The sequence below is a fragment of the Pseudomonas sp. NPDC090208 genome, assembly GCF_044746785.1.
Classification (GTDB): Bacteria; Pseudomonadota; Gammaproteobacteria; order Pseudomonadales; family Pseudomonadaceae; genus Aquipseudomonas.
In genome coordinates this window covers 41,897-63,989 of record NZ_JBIVCU010000023.1, presented here as the reverse complement: position 1 = coordinate 63,989, position 22,093 = coordinate 41,897, and the positions used below count along the sequence as shown (strand labels likewise).

14 protein-coding genes are annotated in these 22,093 nt (G+C 64.0%); 9 read left to right on the top strand and 5 right to left on the bottom strand.

The window, feature by feature from the left end; all coding sequences use genetic code 11:
- Positions 1-765: 765 nt before the first annotated feature.
- Together ACIPL0_RS27845 and ACIPL0_RS27840 are read right to left on the bottom strand one after the other, a co-directional pair.
- Positions 766-1,926 (bottom strand): gamma-butyrobetaine dioxygenase, encoded by a 1,161-nt coding sequence (locus ACIPL0_RS27845; RefSeq protein ID WP_400599450.1) that lies wholly within the window; start codon positions 1,924-1,926, stop codon positions 766-768.
- Positions 1,927-1,974: 48 nt separating this feature from the next.
- Positions 1,975-2,946: a DMT family transporter gene (locus tag ACIPL0_RS27840; protein ID WP_400599449.1), complete on the bottom strand. Its 972-nt coding sequence runs from the start codon at positions 2,944-2,946 to the stop codon at positions 1,975-1,977.
- A 298-nt stretch (positions 2,947-3,244) separates the two neighbouring features.
- Here ACIPL0_RS27840 and ACIPL0_RS27835 point away from each other — a divergent pair, with 298 nt between their 5' ends.
- On the top strand, positions 3,245-4,150 hold the full coding sequence (locus ACIPL0_RS27835; protein WP_400599448.1) for a LysR substrate-binding domain-containing protein: 906 nt from the start codon (positions 3,245-3,247) through the stop codon (positions 4,148-4,150).
- Here the strand turns inward: ACIPL0_RS27835 and argC are convergent.
- Complete coding sequence (argC, locus tag ACIPL0_RS27830) at positions 4,147-5,064, bottom strand: N-acetyl-gamma-glutamyl-phosphate reductase (RefSeq protein WP_400599447.1); 918 nt, start codon at positions 5,062-5,064, stop codon at positions 4,147-4,149. The two genes, ACIPL0_RS27835 and argC, sit on opposite strands and share 4 nt — an antisense overlap.
- A gap of 134 nt (positions 5,065-5,198) precedes the next feature.
- On the opposite strand from argC, the gene ACIPL0_RS27825 reads away from it, so the two are divergent.
- Positions 5,199-6,083, top strand: coding sequence for a LysR family transcriptional regulator (locus ACIPL0_RS27825; RefSeq protein ID WP_400599446.1), 885 nt, complete (start codon positions 5,199-5,201; stop codon positions 6,081-6,083).
- Between the two features lie 135 nt (positions 6,084-6,218).
- Here ACIPL0_RS27825 and ACIPL0_RS27820 read toward each other — a convergent pair whose 3' ends face one another.
- The gene (locus ACIPL0_RS27820; protein WP_400599445.1) at positions 6,219-7,079 is read right to left on the bottom strand and encodes a CAP domain-containing protein; all 861 of its coding nucleotides are present in this window, start codon (positions 7,077-7,079) and stop codon (positions 6,219-6,221) included.
- A 405-nt stretch (positions 7,080-7,484) separates the two neighbouring features.
- On the bottom strand, positions 7,485-9,554 hold the full coding sequence (locus tag ACIPL0_RS27815) for a cytochrome-c peroxidase (RefSeq protein ID WP_400599607.1): 2,070 nt from the start codon (positions 9,552-9,554) through the stop codon (positions 7,485-7,487).
- 940 nt (positions 9,555-10,494) lie between these two features.
- On the opposite strand from ACIPL0_RS27815, the gene yghX reads away from it, so the two are divergent.
- From yghX to ACIPL0_RS27780, 7 genes are all read left to right on the top strand, one after another.
- A complete protein-coding gene (gene yghX / locus ACIPL0_RS27810; RefSeq protein WP_400599443.1) occupies positions 10,495-11,382 on the top strand; it encodes a YghX family hydrolase in 888 nt (295 codons plus the stop codon).
- Between the two features lie 85 nt (positions 11,383-11,467).
- Positions 11,468-12,331 (top strand): hypothetical protein, encoded by an 864-nt coding sequence (locus tag ACIPL0_RS27805; protein WP_400599441.1) that lies wholly within the window; start codon positions 11,468-11,470, stop codon positions 12,329-12,331.
- 681 nt (positions 12,332-13,012) lie between these two features.
- Positions 13,013-14,239: a non-hydrolyzing UDP-N-acetylglucosamine 2-epimerase gene (gene wecB / locus ACIPL0_RS27800; RefSeq protein ID WP_400599440.1), complete on the top strand. Its 1,227-nt coding sequence runs from the start codon at positions 13,013-13,015 to the stop codon at positions 14,237-14,239.
- 135 nt (positions 14,240-14,374) lie between these two features.
- Positions 14,375-16,582 carry a hypothetical protein gene (locus ACIPL0_RS27795; RefSeq protein WP_400599439.1) on the top strand — a complete coding sequence of 736 codons (2,208 nt, stop codon included), beginning with the start codon at positions 14,375-14,377 and terminating at the stop codon, positions 16,580-16,582.
- An 11-nt stretch (positions 16,583-16,593) separates the two neighbouring features.
- The gene (locus ACIPL0_RS27790; RefSeq protein ID WP_400731633.1) at positions 16,594-18,714 is read left to right on the top strand and encodes a glycosyl transferase family protein; all 2,121 of its coding nucleotides are present in this window, start codon (positions 16,594-16,596) and stop codon (positions 18,712-18,714) included.
- The gene (locus tag ACIPL0_RS27785) at positions 18,711-20,684 is read left to right on the top strand and encodes a tetratricopeptide repeat protein (protein WP_400599437.1); all 1,974 of its coding nucleotides are present in this window, start codon (positions 18,711-18,713) and stop codon (positions 20,682-20,684) included. The genes ACIPL0_RS27790 and ACIPL0_RS27785 overlap by 4 nt, the downstream gene beginning before the upstream one ends.
- Complete coding sequence (locus ACIPL0_RS27780) at positions 20,674-21,546, top strand: DUF4434 domain-containing protein (protein ID WP_400599606.1); 873 nt, start codon at positions 20,674-20,676, stop codon at positions 21,544-21,546. The genes ACIPL0_RS27785 and ACIPL0_RS27780 overlap by 11 nt, the downstream gene beginning before the upstream one ends.
- Positions 21,547-22,093 lie beyond the last annotated feature (547 nt).

The window sequence follows — 22,093 nt, the reverse complement described above, 5'->3', positions numbered from 1 at the left end:
GCCCCAAGTAACCAAAGGCTCTCTATCCCGCCATACGGCACCTCGCTAATGCTCGGCATTCCCGCACTCCGGCAATGCTCCGTGGGCCCGCCGCGAATGGGCCATCCATGGCCCACGCGGCTCTCGCGGCATCCATGCCGCTCGGCCCGCTGCGCATCGCCTGCGTTCGGCCTTCTGGGACGGGGCCCCAAGATCAAAAGCCAGATCAAAAGCCGGCGAAACACAGACTCCCTGTGGGAGCAGGCTCGCCCGCGAAGGCGTCTGGGAAATCGCTACCGCCGGCAAGCCGGACTGCTACGGATATTCCGCATTGTCAGCGCGGCAACACCCAGATCCGCGACAGCACTCATCCCCGTCTACATGACACCCCTGAAAATGCCGGATATCGCTTTCCTGTAGGAGCTGGCTTGCCCTGCGACCGGCTGCGCAGCAGTCGTAAACCCTGACGACTATGCGGTTCTGACACACTGCGTGCACAGGTTTTACGACGGGTTCCCCGCCGGTCGCAGGACAAGCCAGCTCCTACAAGGGGGGTGTCAGGACTGGCGCTGCAACACCCAGATCCGCGACAGCACTCATCCCCGTCCACATGACACCCCTGAAAATGCCGGATATCGCTTTCCTGTAGGAGCTGGCTTGTCCTGCGACCGGCGACGAAGTCGTCGTAAACCCTGACGACTATGCGGTTCTGACACACCGCGTGCACAGGTTTTACGACGGGTTCCCCGCCGGTCGCAGGACAAGCCAGCTCCTACAAGGGGCGTATCAGGACTGGCGCTGCAACACCCAAATCCGCGACAGCAGTTCATCCCGATCCACATAGCAGCCCTGAAAATGCCGCGCACCGCTGGCGGGGTCGAAGGCGTCGCGGGCGTGGAGGGTGCGGCGGTTGTCGAAGCACCATAATTGGCCGGCTTCGAGGCGCTGACGAAACTGGAAGCGCGTCTGCCGGGTCATTTCGATGAACAGCCGATAGGCGCGGTAGAACGGTTGCATCAACGCCGGCTCAAGGTTGAACGGCCCGCGCAGAAAATTCGCCAGCCGCACTTCCGCCACTTCGCCACGGGCGTCCAGGGCAATCACCGGCGCGAGAAAACGGTAGTCGCTGCGACGGTCCTTGTTGCGGAATTCCACCGGCGTCTCGCACAGCAACCGGTACGCCTGCGGGTCTTCCCGCCGCATCACCTCGGCGATGGCAAAACCGTCGACGAAACGGCTGCCACCCCCCACCGCGTCGTTGACCAGGCAATGCAGAAATTGCAGGCCCGGCTGCAACTCGCGAGTCGGCAGGTCGGTGTGCAGCGGCAGGTTGAAGGCGGTGTAGGCGTTGCTGTCGGCGTCGGCCTTGGACTGCACGTTGAACAGCACGCCGAAATTGGTCTGGCGAACGAAGGCAATCCGCTCGGCCACCTGGGTCAGCGAGCCGGGCGCAGTAGGCACGCCACGCACCTGGGTCAGACCGATGTCGCGCACCGCCAGCAGCCAGTCGAGCAAGGCGCGGTCGTCGTGCATGATCGCTTCGAACTCAAACACCGGCAGACTCAGATCGCTCAGCCAGCGTTGTTTTTGTGGCCGCGCCGCCTCTTGTTCCGCCCGCGAGGCGTCGTCATAGGCGTGGGCGCGCAGCCAGCCAGGGTCGAAGCGGCTGTGATGGCCGTCCTGCCAGTGCACCGCCAGTGCACCCTGTTCATCGACCTCGACGCTGACCGCCTGCAGGTCCAGTGCGACATCGGCGATCTCGAACACCTGTTCACGGGTGACGTTGTACACGCACTGCGGGCAGGGGCAGTTGTCGCGCAGCCAGAGAAAATGGAACGGGCTGCGGCGCTGATCGGCCCAGGTCACTTCGATCAGATCCGGTTGCAGGCGGGCGTCGAGCAGCGGGCTGATCAGCGGATAGCGGCGATAGTCGGCGATGGCGTTCACGGGCGATGGCTCCTTGCGGGTATCGATGGGATGAATGGCAGATGGTGATCAAGGGGTGGCGGTGCAGGCCGCACCGTCGCGCTGTGGCCCCAGAATGATCCGCACCGAACAGGCGGTACCGAACAGGATCAGACTCAGGCCGAGGGTTTCGGCGAGGCTCGGCAGGCGACCGTTGAAGGCCAGCCCGAGCACGGTGGCGAAGAACGATTCCAGGGCGATCAACTGCCCGGACAAGACCATCGGCAGCCGCCGCGACGCCAGATTCCACGCCCCTGCGCCAATCACCGAGGACATCAACGCGATCAGCAACGCCCAGCCATACAGGTGCAGAGCGGCGGGCGTGGCGATACCGATGCTTGGCAGGCGCAGCAGGTCCAGATGCCAGGCCAGCGGGGTCAGCAGCACCGCCGAGAGCCCGGCGCCGATCATCATCAGGCAGGTCCAGGCGGCGGTGGCGCCAGTGTGCAGATGCTCCATGGCGGCCTGATTGACCACGCTGAAGGACAGCCAGATCAGCACCGCACCCAGGGAAAATGTCAGGCCGATCCACAGCGAGGCGCCGCTGGCCGGTGGCAGTTGCAGCACTTGCAGGTTGATCAGTACCAGACCCAGACACAGCGCACCAATCGGCAACACCAGTTGTGCCCAGCGCAGCGAGCGTTGGCGGGCGTTGCCGAGCAGGGCCTGGAGCACCGGCACCGCACCGACGAACGCGGCGATCAGCAATGGCCCGCCGTAGATCACGCCGCCGGCGATGCAACTGCTGTAGGCCAGGTAGCCGGTCACGCCAAGGCCCATGCCGGTCAACCACTGACTCACTCGCAGGCCGCGCAGTTGTGCACGGTAGAACGGCAGGATCAGCAGCCCCATCAACCCGGCCATGGCGAAGCGCACCAGCATGAAGTCATGGATGCTGTAGCCCTGCAGCACATACGGCGCGATGAAATTGCAGGCCCAGCTCAACGTGGCGACCACCGCCAGAAGCACGCCTTGCATGAGGGTCGAGCGGGATCGGTCCATAGATTCTCCGGGGGCGCGATGTGGATGCGCTGGCGTGTCGCGATCACATGTAGGAGCTGGCTTGCCCTGCGAGCGGCGAGGAACTCGTCGTAAAACCTGCGCATGCGGTTTGTCTGGCACACCGCGTTTACCGGATTTACGACTGCTGCGGTCGAGCGCGACCCCGGTCCGCTCGCAGGGCAAGCCAGCTCCTACCTGTGTTCGCAGGGCAGGCCAGCATCTATCGGTGGGGGAATCTTGCTGCGGCGCAGGGCTGTGCTACAAATGATGTCTTCGTCTCGATGCATTACGGAAAATTATGAATAGGCTGGGTAAATCGTTGCCGCCACTGGCCAGTCTGCTGCCGTTCGAAGCAGCGGCTCGCTTGCAGAGTTTTTCCCGGGCGGCCGATGAGCTGAACCTGACCCAGGCGGCGGTCAGCCGGCAGATTCGGGCGCTGGAGGAGAACCTCGGCATCCGCCTGTTTCAGCGGCGCAACCGAGCGGTGTTCCTGACCGACGCCGGGCGTGAATTCAGCGTTACCCTGAGTAATGCATTACGCGAGGTCGCCGATACCGCTGACCGCCTGCGCGGCGTGGCCGGGAACAATGAGGTGGTGTTGCTCTGTCAGCCCAGCGAGGCGTTTCACTGGCTGATGCCGCGACTGGCGGATTTTCACCAGCAGTACCCGGAAATCGAACTGAAGATGGTCACCTGGGCCAGTCCGCTGACCGAGTTTCAGGGCTATTTCGACGTGGCGATGCAGAGCAGCAACCGCGACCACGGTCTGCATCCGTTGCTGTTCAGTGCCTCGGACGAAGTCTTCCCGGTGTGCAGCCCGCGTTATCTGCAAGGGCGCGACACGCCGATCGCGCTGGATCAACTGCAGCGACACACGCTGCTGCACCACGACGCGCTGCCGGCCTATCAACTGGAGTGGGACACCTGGCTGGCGACGTTTGCCGTGGAGTTGCCGCAGCGGCACCGACGGCTGGCCTTCGACAGCTATTCACTGATGCTGCACGCGGCGGTCGAGGGCCACGGTCTGGCCATGGGCTGGCGGCGTACGGCGCAACGCATGCTCGACAGCGGCGTGTTGGTCGCGCCCTGTGCCGAAAGCGTGCATCTGCTCGAGGCCCTGTCGGTCTATCGTCGCCACGGGCAGGCCCGCCGGGAGGAGGCGAACCTGCTGATCGCGTGGTTGAAGGCCGAGTTGCTGGGTTAGCCGATCATCAGGTCGAGGTTCTGCACCGCAGCACCGGCGGCGCCTTTGCCGAGGTTGTCGAAGATCGCGGCCAGCAGCACATGGCCGGCGTTCTCGAAGACTATCAGGCGCAGGTTGTCGGTGCCGTTCATGACCCGTGGATCGAGGCCGGCGAGTTCCCGCGCGGCGTCCATCGGCACCACATCGACGTACGGGCTGTCGGCGTAATGCCGGGCCAGGCAGTCGTGCAACTGCGCGCCGCTGACACCGGTCGGGAGCAGGCGCAATTGCAGTGGCACGGTGACCACGATGCCCTGGCGGAACGAACCGTACGACGGCACGAACACCGGCCGCTCGCTCAAACCGCTGAACTGCTGAATCTCTGGCACATGCTTGTGCGCCAGGCCCAGGCCGTAGATTTGGAACGGCGTGGCGTGGGCGGCCTCCGGGCCTTCGAACTCGTCGACGCCGGCACGGCCCTTGCCCGAATAGCCCGACACCGCATTGATGTTGATCGGGTAGTCACGCGGCACCAGCCCGGCATCCAGCAGCGGACGCAGCAGGCCGATAGCGCCGGTCGGGTAGCAGCCGGGATTGCTCACCCGTTTGGCCTGAATGATCGCCTGCTTCTGCTGTTCGCCGATCTGCGCGAAACCGTAGACCCAGTCCGGGTGCGTGCGGTGGGCGGAGCTGGCGTCGATGACCCGCACGTTCGGGTTTTCGATACTGGCCACCGCTTCACGAGCGGCATCGTCCGGCAGACACAGCACGGCAATGTCACAGGCGTTGATGGCGGCGGCGCGCTGACGGGCGTCCTTGCGCTGATGGGCGGGCAGGGTGACCAGTTGCAGATCGGTGCGGCCTTGCAGGCGCTGATGGATCTGCAGGCCGGTGGTGCCCTGGTCGCCGTCGATAAATACAACTGGAAGATTCATGGTCTGCCCTCACGGCATGGTTCATCTGATGGCGATCATCTTCGGCGCGGGCGTAAGATAGGGAAAGTTGAATTTTCTAACAGTGATGTTCATTTTTTCTGAATGTTGATTTTATCTGAACGTGAGGACAGCCCATGCGCGAACTCAGTCTGGACCGCCTGCGCACGCTGGTGATGATTGTCGACTCGGGCTCGTTCGCCGAAGCGGCACGTCTGCTCAACCTGGCGCCGCCGACGGTCAGCCTGCACATTGCCGATCTCGAAGCGCGGGTCGGCGGCAGCCTGCTGACCCGCACCCGTGGTCGGGTGCTGCCCACCGCCATTGGCGAAACCCTGGTCGAACGGGCGCGGCGGCTGCTGGCCGATGTCGAGCAGGCGCTGGAAGACGTCGAGCGGCAGGTGCAGGGGCTGGCCGGGCGTGTGCGGTTGGGCGCGTCCACCGGGGTCATCGCCCAGTTGATTCCGCAGGCGCTGGAAACGTTGGGGCAGGCGCATCCGGGCATCGACGTGCAGGTGGCGGTGCTGACCTCGCAGCAGACCTTGCAGAAACTGCTCGACGGTAGCCTGGATATCGGTGTGATCGCCTTGCCCCAGGCGCCGGTCAAGGGGCTGCACATCAAGCCGTGGCGGCACGACCCGGTGATGGCGTTTCTGCCGGCCCGCTGGGACTGTCCGGACGAGATCAGCCCGGCGTGGCTGGCGACTCAGTCGCTGATCCTCAACGACAACACCACCCGCCTGGCGCGACAGGTCAGCGAGTGGTTTGCCGGTGCTGGCCCGCAACCGACGCCGCGCATCCAGCTCAACTACAACGACGCGATCAAGAGCCTGGTCGCCGCCGGCTACGGTGCCACCCTGTTGCCCCACGAAGCCTCGACCCCTGCGCCCGAGCCACGCATCACCATGCGCCCGCTCAACCCGCCGCTGTGGCGAACCCTCGGCATCGCCCACCGCGACGGCGACATCGAACGCTCGACCGGGCATGTGTTGCAGGTGCTGTGGGGGTTGGAGGCGTTGTAGCGGGGCGCAATCGAACACTGTGGGAGCGAATTCATTCGCGAGACGTCTGTCCGGACGACACGGATTTATCGTCTGGGACATTGCATCGCGAATGAATTCGCTCCCACCGGATCATTTTTTGCGGTGAAATCGGGCTCAAGGCGCGCCGAACACCATCGTCCAGTAAATCCCCAGATCGCTGCGGGTATTGGTTGCATAGGCCGCGCCGACCTGGGTGAACATCGGGTTCATCAGATTGGCGCAGTGGCCCGGACTGGCCAGCCAGCTTTGCATCGCCTGGCTCGGCGAGCCTTGCCCGGCGGCGATGTTCTCGCCGACCTGACGCCCGCGAAAACCGGCGGAGCGGGCGCGGTCGTAGGGCGTGTCACCGTCAGGGTCCTGGTGGGCGAAGTAGTTCTGGTTGGCCATCGCCCGGCTGTGGCCCATGGCGGCGTTGCCCAGCGTTCCGCTCCAACTCAAGGGGCGCGCCGCCGGGAAACGCCGGTAGCCGCACATTCGCGGGGTCGCCCGAGCGGCGTTGACTTGTGCCAGCAGGGTCTTGTCTGCCGTGCGATTGTCCGGCAGGTGCTTGTCCACCAACGGCTGCGCCAGCACCAGCTGCCAGCGGCTGCCCGCGCGGCTGATGCCGATGTCCGCCGCCTGGCTGTCGAGCAGCGAGTCACAGTACTCGCGCTGCAACATCGCGAACGCGGCCGTGGCATCGCCAGCACCGACCAGTTGAATGGCCTCCACGGTCTTGGCCTGGTAGCCCGCCGCCTGCAAGCCCTGGCGCAAGCTGCCGCCGTAGCCTACGGGCAGGGTCACGCTGGACTTCAACGACAATGGCGCCATGGCCGACGCGACCCGGCCCTCGCAACGCTGTGGGTGCGAGCGATAGGCGTTGATCGCCGCCGCCAGTTGGCGTTCGCCGTCGGCATGGGCGGGGGGAGCGATGAGGTAAAGGAGCGAGGCACAGCACAGCGCAGCAAGACGGGACGAGCGAACAGATACACGCATGGGGCGAACGGCTCAGAAGATCGAACGAGAGGGAGAGTGCTTTGAATGCGCCGGGTACGACCGACCGGTTTCGCTCCCTGTGAACCGGACGGACGAGAATCAGGGCGCCGATAGGACTGCGCGATTACAGGCAAGTTGCACGGGGGGATGGAAAAAATCGTCTTGAAACAGAGACATATCCATGCAGCACCGCCTGGCCCCTGTAGGAGCTGGCTTGTCCTGCGACCGGCGGGGAACCCGTCGTAAAATCTGGCGACTATGCATTCCTGACCCACCGCGATTGCCGGATTTACGACTGCTTCGCAGCCGGTCGCAGGGCAAGCCAGCTCCTACAGGGGGCAGCGAACGCTCAGGCAAAAAAAACCGGCCACGATCGTCATCGTGGCCGGCGGCTGTAACGTCGCCTTAAAGATCGTTGGCGAATGGCATCAACGGTCCATCGGTGGTGCGGCGGCCAGTGGCGCCGATCGGCAGGAGCATGATTTCCTGGTCCTTGGCCCGTGGCGTGGTGGAGCTGGCGTCGGTCGGACGGGCTGTCACGTTGTTTTCGTCACCCACTTCACCTTGCGGAATGGTCAGCGAAGGGTGGTCGAACGGTGCGCGTTCCCAGGCAACCCGTGGGTCGGTCAGGCTGACTTCCATGAATTTGACCAGCGAATCGATTTCGCTCGGGGTCAGGTTCAGGTTGGTCATGTCCGGATCGAGGTTGGAGTTGTTGTGCTGGTTGACGCTCGGGTGATCGAAGCCGCTGGTGTTATTGGCGTCTTCACCTCGACGGTCACCGCCACGGTTGTAGAACTCGACCACTTGTTTGAGCGTCGAGCGGCTGCCGTTGTGGAAGTATGGACCGGTCAGCGCGATGTTGCGCAGGGTCGGGGTCTTGAACGCGCCGTCCACCGAGTCGCGGAAGCCGACATTCGGCTTGAGCGTGGCGTCGCACGGAATGGCCGGGCTCAGCGGTTCTTCGAACTTGCACACATCGACTTCGAACGGATCGGGCACATTCTGCCCTTGCAGCATGCTGTTGTACTGACGGGTGAAGGACAGCGGGTTGCCCCACGGGTCGTTGCCACCCACGGCCAGGTCTTCTGCGGTCGGCCGTACGCCGGTGTTGTAGAAGCCGTTGTCGTACAGGGTGATCAGGCCGTCGGCCATGCGCATCCGTTCGATGCGTTCACGCGGTTCCAGACGCAGGCGGGTGGCGGCGTTGGTCAGTTCCGGGCCGGCGTGGCAGGCCACGCATTTGCCCTTGCCGGTGAACAGGTTCATGCCTTCGATCTGCTGCGCGTCCATGGCCTGGGTGTTGCCTTGCAGATAAGCGTCCAGCGGGGTCTGGTCGGAGACCAGGGTGGACTCATACATCTGGATGGCGAGGCCGAAGAACAGCGAGAAGTTGGCTTCGATCTGCGCATAGCTGACGTCGCCCAGGGTCACGGGTTGGGTGGCGTTCCACAGCCGTGGATGGAAGGCCGCCTTGACCAGGTCGCGGTAGGTCGGACGACGCACGGCCATTGCCGACAATACCGAATCGTTGGTGGCGATGCGTTGGTGGCTCAAGACCAGCGAGTCGAGCATGCGCCGGCCAATGTCCGCGAAGGTGCGACCGCCGCAGGACATTTCCACCGGGCTGCCGGGCGGGCCAACGGCCTGAGACGCGGCAGACGCATCGTTGAGCGCCAGTTTGACCTTGCTCGCCACGCCGGCACTGCGCTCGGTGGTGACGAATATGCCGGCGTCGGGGTCGCGGTTGCCGAACGGCGAGAAGCCGTTGAACACGTTGTTGGCCCGGCCGTCCCAGAAGTTGCGCACGTTGAACGCGGCGTTGATCACGGTCGGTGCGTTACGCCCGGTGCTGCGCCGCACGGCGATCTTGTTGATCATGAACAGCGGGTCGGTCTGCGGTGTGCAGCGGTCGAAACGCGATTGCCGCGGCCGCACGTAGTTGGCATCGAACACGCCCTGTGAGCCGACCACGTCGTCGGTGGAATAGACGATCGCCGAGTTGCGGTCCAGCGGATCGGCCAGCACGTGGGTCGGGAAGTCGGTTTTCTTCAGGGTGTAGTTCGGGCCGCCCTTGCCACCGGACAGCGTGGCGTAGGAGGGCACATCGCCCGGGATGTTCGGCGCAATGAACGGCTTGTTGAACAGTGTGGTGGCGTTGGCATTGGTGTTGGCCGCGCCGGGGTTGAGCTGGTTGGTGATGCGGTGATCGACCCCGGCATGGTAGTGGCAGGTGGCACAGGCGGTGAGGCCGTCACTGCCGATGTCCTGGTCCCAGAACAGGGCCTTGCCCAGGCGGATGGCGGCGTCGCGGTTGAGCACGAAGTCGCCCATCAGGTCGACCTTGCGGCCGCCTTCGGTGCCGGACGGGTCGGGCGGCACCACGCCGCGCAGGGTGGCCAGGGTGGGAATGTCGGCGGCGGCGGGGTCTACGACCTCCACCGGAGTGGCGGCGCCGGCAAACGGTGCGCACATCAGGCTGGCCGAAAGGGCGCAGCTCAAACGCAGGATTCGAAAGCTGATCAGGTTGTTCATGATAACGGCACTCTGAATGAGGGGTTACCGGCGTTGTTCTTGTGGTTGTAAAACTTGGCGCAATAAAACCCCGTCCGCGTAAAGACACGTTGGCTGTAACAGGCGGGTGGGTGGCGGGTGGCATATATCGACTGTTTACGTGTCGGTACTGCGCCTGGCAAAAAGACAGGGGGCCGCTGAGAGTGAATGTAGCGCCGCCAGAAAAAAATGGAAGATATATTTGGTAATATTTTTTTCAGTGCCGATGATCGGTTGAAAAGTGCGTAAAACACTCGTTTTTGGTGGTGCTCCCCCCACAGTTGGGTGGGTGTTTTTATGGATTTCAGTGATGCGTTTGGAATTTTTTATCAAGCATAATCAACAGGTTATGCGATTTTTTGATGAGCGTCTAAGGGTTGGCAATGAAATTGCTATGTACAGGAGAACGGATGTCTACAGGTAGGGTGTTGTATGTAGCGTTTATTGGATGAGCGGTCAGGGTTTATCAGGCTCGGTGTCGAGAGTTTGAGGATCTGTTTATCTTGAAGTTGTAGGTGGTGCGTGTAAGCGCAGCGCCAATTTTGTATTTGGTCGGATATTGTTATTCAAGTTTGTCGTGCTAGTAAGTGGATAGCTTGATAAGTAACGCTGATAACTTTTCCAGTTGAAAATAACCACGCCGTCTCTGACTTGATGCTGCCCCTCTGTGGCAGTTCGGCTTGCCGGCGTCAGCGTTTCAAGGAGGCCACCGCTGGCAAGCCAGCCTGCTGCGGGGTCGGTATTGGCCGTTGTGGGGAACCCATGACGCCCCCGTCACGAATCGCTGCTTTACTGGAAGGCTCGATGTCGGAGCCATCGCCGGTGCTTCGACACGCCGAAACCGTCGAAGAGGAAAGCGCCCATGACCCGCCTGACTGCCAAGGATTTCTCCCCCGAGTTGCTCGAACTGTACGACTTCTATGTACACGGCAGGATCAACCGCCGGGAGTTTCTCGACCGTGCCGCCGTGTTCGCCCTCGGCAGCATGACCGCCACCTCGATCCTGGCGTCGCTGAGCCCGGACTACGCGCTGGCCGAGCAGGTGCAATTCACCGACCCGGACATCGTTGCCGAGTACATCACCTACGATTCGCCCAAGGGCAACGGCACGGTGCGCGGTTATCTGGTGCGTCCGGCCAAGGCCAGCGGCAAGGTGCCGACGGTGCTGGTGGTACACGAGAACCGTGGTCTGAATCCCTACATCGAAGACGTGGCCCGGCGCCTGGCCAAGGCCGGTTTTGTCGCCCTGGCACCGGATGGGCTGTCATCGGTCGGCGGCTATCCGGGCAACGATGACAAGGGCCGCGAACTGCAGCAAAAGGTCGATCCGGAAAAACTGATGAACGACTTTTTCGCCGGCATCGAATGGCTGATCGCCCATCCGGCTTCTACCGGCAAGGTCGGCATCACCGGCTTCTGCTACGGCGGCGGAGTGTCCAATGCTGCTGCCGTGGCCTATCCGGAACTGGCCGCCGCCGTGCCGTTCTACGGACGTCAGCCGAAAGCCGAAGACGTTGCGCGGATCAAGGCGCCGCTGCTGTTGCACTACGCCGAACTGGACAAGCCGATCACCGACGGCTGGCCCGCTTATGAACAGGCGTTGAAGGCGGCGGGCAAGACCTATCAGGCTTACATCTACCCCGGTGTGAATCACGGTTTTCACAACGATTCGACGCCGCGTTACGACGATGCGGCAGCGCGCCTGGCGTGGGACAGGACGCTGGAATGGTTCCACCGTTATTTGGCGTGACAGCGAGTGTTGTCTGACGACAGGGTTGCGTCATCGGTCGATATCGGGGAGTCTGCCCGGTCCTCGAACATGGGTGATGCGTGACATGACGAAAGCGGTTTTGGGCAGCAAGCGCGGTTTCTTCCGGGGCGTTGCGGTGGTCGGGCTGGGGCTGGTGGCGGTGGCCGGGTTCTTCGGCTGGCAGCATTTCTATCCGGTCCAGGCCACCAGCGGCTGGGATTACCGGGTGGCTTACAGCGACATTCGCAAGGCCGCCGCGCTGGGTATCGACGAGCACGGCAACATTCTGGTCAGCGAAGAATTGCGCAACAGTCAGGGCACGCTGTGGCGCATCGCCCCGGACGGCCAGCGCACGCTGCTGGTCGACAAGCTGACCAAACCCGACGGCCTGACCCCGTTCCTCGGCGGCCATGCCTTCAGCCAGGAAACCGCCAATGCGCCGGTGTCGCTGCTCAAGGACGGCAAGGTCACGCCGTTGTTCATCGGCCAGGACGTGCAGGGGCTCAAGGCCGACGGGCCGCTGCTCTACGCCATCGAAGACCGCAAGGGCGATGGCCGGCTACTGCGCTATGACTCGCGTACCCAGGCGCTGGAAGTGGTGCGCAGCGGTTTGAGCGAATCCGAATCGGTCGAACTGTGCGGCGACAAGATGCTCTACACGGTCAAGGAGCAGGGCGTGGTTCGGCAGGTGTCGGCCAACGGCGATGACCCGGTACACGTCGAAGGGCTCAAGGAACCGACCTTTCTGCTGTGCGACGAGCGCGGCCTGTGGATCACCGAAGACCAGACTCACCAGGCCCGTCTGTGGCTGCTGGACAACAGCGGCAAGCTGCGGGTGATCCTCTCCAACCTGCGCGCACCGCAAGAGTTGCTGCGCACCGGCGATGGTCAATATCTGCTGGCTGAAGGTGGCCGTGACCGGGTGCTGGAATTGAAGGTGCAGCCGTAGGTTTCGTAGGAGCGCGCTTGCCCGCGATGGCGGTGTGTCAGACCCGGAGATATCGACTGACACACTGTCATCGCGGGCAAGCGCGCTCCTACGGATACGTGCGATTAAGCTCCTACAGATACATGCGATTAACCTGTGGGAGCGAATTCATTCGCGATGGCCTGTCCATTCAATATCAAGTGTCTGACTGCAACAGTGCGCCCCAAACGAATACCCTCGCGCTTCGATGAACTTGCTTAAACCCGACTACACTTTGTCCTGTCACCGAAGTTAAATAATTCACTGAATTTTCGCGACAGCAAAAGCTGCCGATAAGTTCAATCCTTTACATTTGCTCGCGACGAAAGCACACTCTGGCTCACTCCATGGCGTCGAGCATCATCCCCTCCGTACACGACAAAACCCTTGATTGACCGTGATTTTCGGCGAAAGTTTAAACTCGAAAAACTTGTACAAGTTGTTGTAAAACCTTTTGCATCACGGTTTTTATCTGCTAATAATTTTTGCTGTTTCGGGTGCATGGAGTGCTCTCTCGTCACAGTGAAGTGAACATCGTGAAGTGAATAGCCACGTTACGTTGCGATTTCTGCCCGTTGATAAAAACAACCTGCCAGTGATTCGAATGCTTGTAATTCGAAGACTCTGTAGTGCGGCGCATGTCAGATGCGCGGGAGGGAATGAATGGGTAGTGAACGTTCAAGGCTTAAAGTCCTTTCGATTTTTGGTACGCGTCCGGAAGCCATCAAGATGGCACCGCTGGTCAAGGCACTGGCGGCAGAACCGGACATCGACTCGCAGGTCTGCATCACCGGACAGCACCAGAGCATGCTCACGCAGGTGCTGGACATGTTCGACATCCGCGCCGATTACCGCCTCGATGTGATGACGCCGGGGCAGAGTCTCAACACCCTGACCGCCGCCCTGTACGCGGCCATCGACCCGGTGCTGGAACAGGCGCAACCCGACCGCGTGCTGGTGCACGGCGACACCACGTCGGCCATGGTCGCGGCGATGTCGGCGTTTCACCGGCGCATTCCGGTGGCCCACGTCGAAGCCGGGCTGCGCACCGGCGACATCCATCAGCCGTGGCCGGAAGAGATGAACCGGCGCAGCATCGATCTGGTCGCCGAGCACCTGTTCACACCGACCGCGCAGTCGCGCTTCAACGTGCTGGGTGAGCGCCTGCAGGGCAAGTCCATCGTCACCGGCAACACCGTCATCGATGCCCTGCAGATGACCGCCGAGCGCATCGAACGCAATCGCCAGCTGCGTGCGGCGCTGGACCGCCAGTTCGGCTTTCTCGATCCGCAACGCAAGCTGCTGCTGGTCACCGGCCATCGCCGGGAGAATTTCGGCGACGGCTTCCTCGACATCTGCAAGGCCCTGCGTACCCTGGCCAGCCGCGACGATCTGCAGATCGTCTACCCCGTACACCTCAACCCCAATGTGCTGGGGCCGGTCACCGAGCATCTCGGCGAGCTGCCCAACGTACACCTGATCAAGCCGCTGGATTACCTGTCGTTCGTGCGCCTGATGCAGCGCGCCCATGTGGTGCTCACCGACTCCGGCGGCGTGCAGGAGGAAGCGCCATCGCTGGGCAAACCGGTGCTGGTCATGCGCGATGTCACCGAGCGCCCGGAAGCGGTGGCCGCTGGCACCGTGCGCCTGGTCGGCACCGATCCGGACAGCATCGTGCGCGGCGTGTGCGCGTTGTTCGACGACGAGCAACTGTGGCGGCGCACCTCGCAGATTGCCAACCCCTACGGCGACGGCAAGGCCTGCGGACGCATCGTCGATGCGCTGCTCGGGCGCCCGGTGCAGGAGTTCGTTGCCGAGCTGCCGAACGGCTTCAGCGAGGAAGGCCAGCAGCGCCCGGTACAACTGCGTTCGGTGTCCAGTCTGCATTAGCGACGGCACGAAATGCCCGCCATGCAGCCTGAGCTGCGTGAGCCGCCGAATGCCTGCCCTGTGGAAGCGGACTCATCCGCGATGACGCGCTCCCGGGCCGCCACAACCGATTCGCCTTGATCGAGAACCGACCGAATGACGTCTACCGTTTCCGTGCCTGCGGGCGCGTTGCATGCCCTTGCCTGTGGCGTTTGCCTGCTGGCCGCCACGCCCGCCGTGCTGGCCGCCGAAAGCCCGTTGAGCCAGGCGATCAGCCGCCTGAATGCCGATACCCGCCAGCAACGGGTGATCGAGCTGAAGGACCTGGGCATCGACCGCCCGATCATCCTCAATGCCAGCGACAGCCGCCGCGAGCTGTACCTGCCGGTGCCCGCCGATGTGCCGCTGACCGACGCCACGCTGTATTTCGACGCCAGTTACCTGAACGGCGAAGCCGGGCGCAATACGCTGCTGTTGTCGCTGGACGGTTATCCGGTGCGGGCGTTGGGCCTCAGTCAGGCCGAGGGCGATGCCAGCGCGGTGCTGGGCGTCGACAAGTCGCCACGGGAAACCGGCTCGCTGCGCCTGGGCATCGGTTGGTCGTCGATCGTCTCGCGCCTGCAGTGTGAAGACGAGCGCACCATCGGCAACGTGCTGCGCATCGATCCGCACAGCCGGCTGAGCTACAGCTACGACGCCAGCCAGTTGCAGGACGTCGGCGCGGCGTGGAATGCGCTGCCGGGCAAACCGGGCATTCTGGTGGCGCCGGGCAGCCTGTCGACAGCCAGTTACGACGCCGCATGGCGGCTCGGTGTGGCGCTGGAGCGCATCGGCAAACAGGCGCGGATCCTGCCGCTGCCAGCGGTCGGCAGCAGTCTCGATTTGAACGGGCTGAACATTCCCGCCGAACTGAAAGCCATTCCGGCATTTGCCAGCCTCGACGGCAAGGGCCTGCACACCCTCGACGATCCGGCGCAGATCGGCGCCTTGCTGATGCTCGGTCAGGCACCGGGTTTCGACGCCGATCTGGCGGTCAGCGATCCAGCCTTGCTCAAGGCCGTCAACGACGCCTTCGACGCCCTGCAACGGCAGATTCAGGGGCTCGACGCCGGTGCCGGCAACGCCTTTGCGCAATGGCGCCAGCGCCATGCCGGTGCAGCGCTGCAAGGCTCTGACAATGTGCGCCTGGCGTTGCTCGGCAATCGCCCGCTGCTGATGATCGATCAGAACGCCGCGCCCCAGGCCATCGGCCTGTTCAGCGCCGCCTGGAACAAGTTGGCGCGAACCCGGCAATTGACCGTAGGCGAGGAGGGCAACCTGCCGCTCAGCGACGACGGTCGCGTGGCGCTGAGTCGGCTGGGCGGTAAACCCGGCAGTATCGACGTGCTGGCGAAGACCGACTGGAGCGCCAGTTTCCCCCTCGGCAGCATCGCCTACGACGGCCGCACCCCGGTCAACGCGACCATCGACCTGGCCGCGGCGCCCGGCGCGTCCGGCACGCCACCGGTGGCCAGCGTGTTCTTCAACGATTACCTGATCGGCGCCGCGCAACTCAACGCCGATGGCGAGAAAGAACGCATCGAGGCACGTATTCCGCGTTATGCGCTGGCCGCGCAGAACACCTTGCGCGTGTCGTTCCAGCGTCAGCCGGTCAGCGACCTGTGCCGAGAAACCCCGCAGGCGTTCCCGGTAGCGGTGTTGCCGAGCAGCCATGTAACCCTTGAAAAACGCGCGCTGGACGATGACTTCTCCGGCATGGCGGCACGCTTCGCCAGCGGCGCGCAGGTGCTGGTGCCCCAGGGCTATCTGCAACGCCCGGCGAGCAGCCTGGCGCAGGTGATTCGCGTCGCCAGCGCCAGCGGCGTGTCGCCGTTGCGGGCCGAACTCAAGGTCAGCGAAGACGGCAGCGCAGTGTCGGCGGACAAGGCGTTTCTGGCTTTCGAGCTGCCGGTCAAGGGCAGTGACGATGCGCTGCAGGTCGATGCCGACGGCCATCTGCTGATCCGCCACCAGCAACAGAACCTGCTGGACGTCAAATCGCTGAACCACCTGGCGGCCTTGCAGGTGGTCGAATCCGGCAGCCAGCACGGCATGCTCTATCGCACCCTCGGCGGGCAGGCCCCGGACTTCACCCGGCCGCTGCTGCTGCTGGAGCGCGGCAACGTGACGGTTCTGGCCGGCAACGGCCCGCTGACCACTTTCGACGCCAAAGACCCCAGCGGCAGCCAGATGATCGACGACGAGGAGCCCAAGGGCTTCGATGCCTGGCGCACGCCGTCGGCGCTGTGGCTGATTCCGGCCGGGGTGATCGCCTTCCTCGTGCTGTTGCTGGCCGGCCGTCGCGCCCGCCGCAACCGTCAGTGACGGGCGCCGCGATGACCGCGCTTTATTGGCCCTACTGGCTGGCCCATTACTACAGCGGCCTGGAAATCGCGACCATCGTGGTGGCCGCGATCATTCTGGTGTCGAGCCTGGACGATCTGCTCATCGACCTGTGGTACTGGGCGCGGCGGCTGTATCGCAAGTTCACCGCCGAGCGCCGTTACCGGCCGTTGACCGCCGACCAGTTGATCGCCCGCGACGAGCAGCCGCTGGCGATCATGGTCCCGGCGTGGCTGGAGTACGACGTCATCGCGCCGATGATCGAGAACATGGTCTCGACCCTGGACTACCAGAACTACATGGTCTTCGTCGGCACCTACGTCAACGACCAGCGCACCATCGATGAAGTCGAGCGCATGCGTCGGCGCTACAAGCAGTTGCACCGGGTCGAAGTGCCCCATGCCGGGCCGACCTGCAAGGCCGACTGCCTGAACTGGGTGATCCAGGCGATTTTCCTGCACGAGCAGACCCACGGCGTGACCTTCGCCGGGGTGGTGCTGCACGACAGCGAAGACGTGCTGCACCCGCTTGAGCTGCGCCTGTTCAACTACCTGCTGCCGCGCAAGGACATGATCCAGCTGCCGGTGGTGTCGCTGGAGCGCAACTGGTACGAGTGGGTCGCCGGCACCTACATGGACGAGTTCGCCGAGTGGCACGGCAAGGATCTGGTGGTGCGCGAAAGCATGAGCGACAGCGTGCCCTCGGCCGGCGTCGGCACCTGCTTCTCGCGGCGAGCATTGCAGGTGCTGGCCGATGAAACCCGGAACCAGCCGTTCAACACCGACAGCCTGACCGAGGACTACGACGTCGGCGCGCGGCTGGCCCGTTACGGCATGAGCGCGATCTTCGTGCGCTTCCCGGTGCAGTACCGCATCCTGCGCAAATCCTGGTTCCGCCCGCCTTACGAATCGACCCTGGAAATGCCGCTGTGCGTGCGCGAGTTCTTCCCCGACACCTTTCGCACCGCGTTCCGCCAGAAAGCCCGCTGGACCCTCGGCATCGGCCTGCAAGGCTGGGAACAGATGGGCTGGAGCGGCTCGTTGGCCAACCGTTATCTGCTGTTTCGCGACCGCAAGGGCGTGGTCACCTCGTTCGTCAGCATCATCGCCTACGTGATCCTCGCCCAGTTGCTGGCATTGATCGTGCTGCGCGCCAGCGGCCTGTGGAACACCAGCTTTCCGACGCCGTTCGACACTGATGGCCTGGTCGGCGACCTGCTGATCGCCAACGGCATCGCCTTGCTCTGGCGCATGGCCCACCGTTGCTACTTCACCACGGCGATCTATGGCTGGCAGCACGGCTTGCTGTCGATGCCGCGCATGGTGGTCGGCAACTTCGTCAATTTCATGGCCGCGGCCCGCGCCTGGCGCCTGTTCCTGCTGGGCAAGCTGCTCAACCGCAAGCTGGTGTGGGACAAGACCATGCACGACTTTCCGTCCACCGACCTGGTGGCGCGGGCGCCGCGCAAGCTGGGCAGCGTGCTGGTGTCGTGGCAGGCGATCAACGACGAAAAACTCGAAGCGGCGCTGGCCGAACAGCAGACCCGGCAGGTGCCGCTGGGGCGCATCCTGCTCAGCCATGGCTGGCTCGACGACGAAACCCTGGCCGAAGCCATCGCCTTTCAGAACGACCTGCCGCGGGTGTTCAACGTGGCGGACAAAGTGCAGAGCGCATCACGTCTGGCCGACGAGTTCTGCCTGCGCTGGCGCGTGGTGCCGCTGGCGCTGGACATCCAGGGTCGCCCGGAAATCGCCGTGGCCAGCCCGCTGCCGGAGGAGGGTCTGCGCCAGCTCACTGAACAGCTGGGCGTCGAGCCGGTGCAACTGATCGCCCGCGAAAGCGAAATCGTCGCGCAACTGCGCAGGCTTGATGCGGTGGCCGGTCAGTCGTTGCCGGTGGCGACGCCGTTGCTCGGCGATCTGCTGATCGAACAGGGCTGGCTCGACCGGCAGACCTTCGACCGCGCCATGCTCGACTACCGCCCCCATGTACACGGGCGCATCGGCGACTACCTGGTCGACAGCGGCGTGCTCTCACGGGACACCATCGAACAGGCGGTGGCGCGGCAGCAGCGCCCTGCATCAACGGACGATCAGACGGAGCAGCCTTCATGAAACGACGGATACTGTTGGGCCTGAGTGTCCTGCCGGCGTTGTGTCAGGCCGAGTTCAGCAGCAGCACGCAGCCGCAGATCCTGCCGCTGGCGTTGACCGGCCCGGCCTATGAAATCGCCAATCAGGCCTATGCCGCCTACAACGCCAGAGACTACGATCTGGCGATTGCCAGAGCCCAGGAGGCGCTGCGTCAGCGCAGTGATGTCGACCGCCTGCGCAAGCTGATCCTGCTCGCCGAGCGCGACAAGGACCGCCGTGATCACCCCGAGCGCTACCCCGATGCCCGGCGCAAACCGGGCTATCTGAGTGGCGATCGCTCGCTGCGTGCCTACGCCAACGGCGACTACGACCGCGCTGCCGAGTTCGCGCGCAAGGCCATCAGCGAATCACCGAAGAACCCGGATTACCGGATGATGCTGATCGAAGCGCTGCAGCGGCAGCAGCATCTGCAAGAGGCAGAACGGGCAGTCAACGATGCCGTGGCGGTGCTCGGACCGCTGCCGCAGCTGACCCGACGGCTGGATTCGATTCACGAACAGCAGGCGGTCAACGTCGCCGCTGCCGGTTACGCGGCGCTGGCCCGGGGCGACAACGACGAGGCGGTAAGTTACGCCCGCGACGTGGTACGGCGCTTCCCGCAGGAGATCGCTTACCGGCGCTTGTTGGTCAGCGCCTTGATCGCCCAGGAGCAATACGCCGAGGCCCGTTCGGCGGCGACCGAAGCCTTGGCGCTGAAGGGCAATGACCCGACGCTGTTGGCCCAGCGCGGGCAGATGCGCATGCGCCTGGGTGACAAACGCGGTGCGCAGCAGGACTTCGCCCAGGCCCTGGCCGTCGGCACCTTGCCGCTGCGTGAGCAGGCCTCGCTGCACGCCGCGCTCGGGCATCCCAAGGAAGCGCTGGCGCTGATGCAACAGGCGCGGGCCAAAGGTCAGTTGAAGACGGGCGACGAGGTGCAGATTGCCTATTTCCTCAGCCAGGCCGGAGACGATAAAGCCGCCATGGAGGAGTTCCGCCGCGTCGACCGCAGCAGCGGTCTTTCGCCCAAAGAGACCCAGGACGCCGCCTACAGCGCCATGCGCGCACCGGACGACGTGCAGGCCATCGCCTGGTTCCACCGGGTGCTGGATTACCAGCAGACCGGCGACCTGCACATGCCTGATCAACAGGTGTTCGACACCCGCCGCGCGGTGTCCGACCTGTCCCGCGAATGGGGCGTGACCAACACCACGACGTACCGGGGCGCCAGCACCAGCAGCGGTTTGAGCGGCGCGCCGAACCGCAGCAACGACAGCGTGCAGAACAGCACCGAGGTGTTCTGGCGGCCCGAGGGCTATCGCGATGCGCGTTTCGTCGAGCTGTACGGCCGCGTCACCGACACCCTGTGGAACAAGGAAAGCGGCAACGACAAAGGCCTGGATGCCTTGCAGGGTGCGGTCGGCGTGCGCATCAAGCCGTTCACCGAATACAACGTGATGGCCGCGTTCGAGCGCACCTTTCCGCTGGCCGGTTCCAATGTCGACGGCGACTGGCTGGTGCGGCTGGGGTACGGATCGAGCATCGGCACCGATCTGCGGGTCGATGTGCCGAGCTGGTGGACCTCGCAGTTCTACGCCGAAGGCGGGCGCTACCTGCGTGACAAGCGCAACTACTTCAACAGCGAGTGGCAACTGGGCCGCAGCATCCGCCTGGACAGCATCAGCCCGCGGCTGGTGATCTTTCCCCATGTGGTCGCAGCGGCCGATTACGACTCGAAGATGCACAGCGAGGTCGACAGCTTCGGACGTAGCCGCACCTCGTCGGACAAGGCTGGCGGCGCCGGGGTCGGCATTGGCGTGCGTTACTGGTTCCGTGAAACCCGGCACAAGGCGCCGCAGTCGTACATTGACCTGTCCGTGCAATACCGGGAGAAAGTCTTTGGCGACGACAGCGCCCAAGGGGTGTTCGCCCGGTTGACCTATTCATGGTGAGGCCGCTGTGAAAGATTTTTCCCGCGTGCTGCAAGCGACCGTCGCTGCCTTGTTGATCGGCAGCCTCGGTGTGGCCGTCTATGCGCTGTATGAGTTGGGCCAGCGCGTGCGCCCGGACATCGCCGGTATTGTCTGGCAGCCGGACAACGCCACGGTCGGCATTCAGGGGGAGTGGGACAAGCTCGGTGCGCACGAATTGCTGGTGCAGTGGACGGCGGTGGACGGGCAGGCGTTCGTGCCTGGCTCCGGACTGCCGGAGGTGCCGGTGCTGCCCGACTGGCAACGGATCGCCCGTGAGCCGTGGGCGCGGGAGGTGATCGTCGGGTTGGCCGGATTCTTCAGCGAAAATCGTTCGCGGGACAATATCGAAGAGCTGGCGACATTGTCCGAGCGCATGGCTCAGGTGAAGACGCCGTTGAACGTGACGGGCTGGTATTTCCCCGCCGAAGTCGACCCCAGCTGGAGCCGCGCCCGCGAACTGCCGGCGCTGCTGGCGAAGTTGCCGAGGCCCTTGTGGATCAGCGTCTACGACGGCGCCAACATCGGCCCGCAGGCGACGGCCGAGTGGCTGGCCGAGTGGCTGCCCGGTGACATCGGCGTGTTCTTTCAGGACGGCGTCGGCGTCTACGCCCGCACCGCGCCAGTGGCCCGCACCTACGCCGACGCTCTGCGTGAACGGCTCGGCAGCCAGCGCGTGAAAATTATCGCCGAAGCCTTCCGCCCGCAAGTCGGCGGCGGCTTCCGTCCGGCGACCCTGGAAGAACTCAAACCGCAACTCAACGCCTACGCCGGCTACCCCATCTACCTGTTCGACGGCCCGCACTACGTCACCCCGGAGCTGGTGCATGGCTTGGCACCCTAGCAGTCCGGCTTGCCGACGGTAGCGACCTCAAGTACGCCGCCGCTGGCAAGCCATGCTGCTACCGGTTGAGGGGCATGGCGATTTTCATCAGACACCACATTACCTGTGGGAGGGAGCTCTGCTCGCGATGGCGTCAATCCAAACAATGTTGTGCTGGCTGACACACCGCAATCGCGAGCAGAGCTCCCTCCCACTGGACTGCGGCGCAAGCAGAATCCCGGCACGACGCCATTCCCGTAGGAGCGCGCTTGCCCGCGATAGCGTCAGACCAGGCACATCAATGGCGACTGATCTGACGCCTTCGCGAGCAGGGCTCCCTCCCACAGAAACTGCGGTGCCTGCAGAATCCCGGCACGACGCCGAACCCGTAGCAGTCCGGCTTGCCGGCGACAGCGACCTCAAGCACGCCGCCGCTGGCAAGCCATGCTGCTACGGTCTTGAGGTGTTCATCGGAGATGCGGCACATGCAAATCCTGTGGGAGCGGGCTTGCCCGCGAAAGCGGTGTGTCAGGCAGGCCTGTAGCGTCGGAGCTGGCGTATCGCGGGC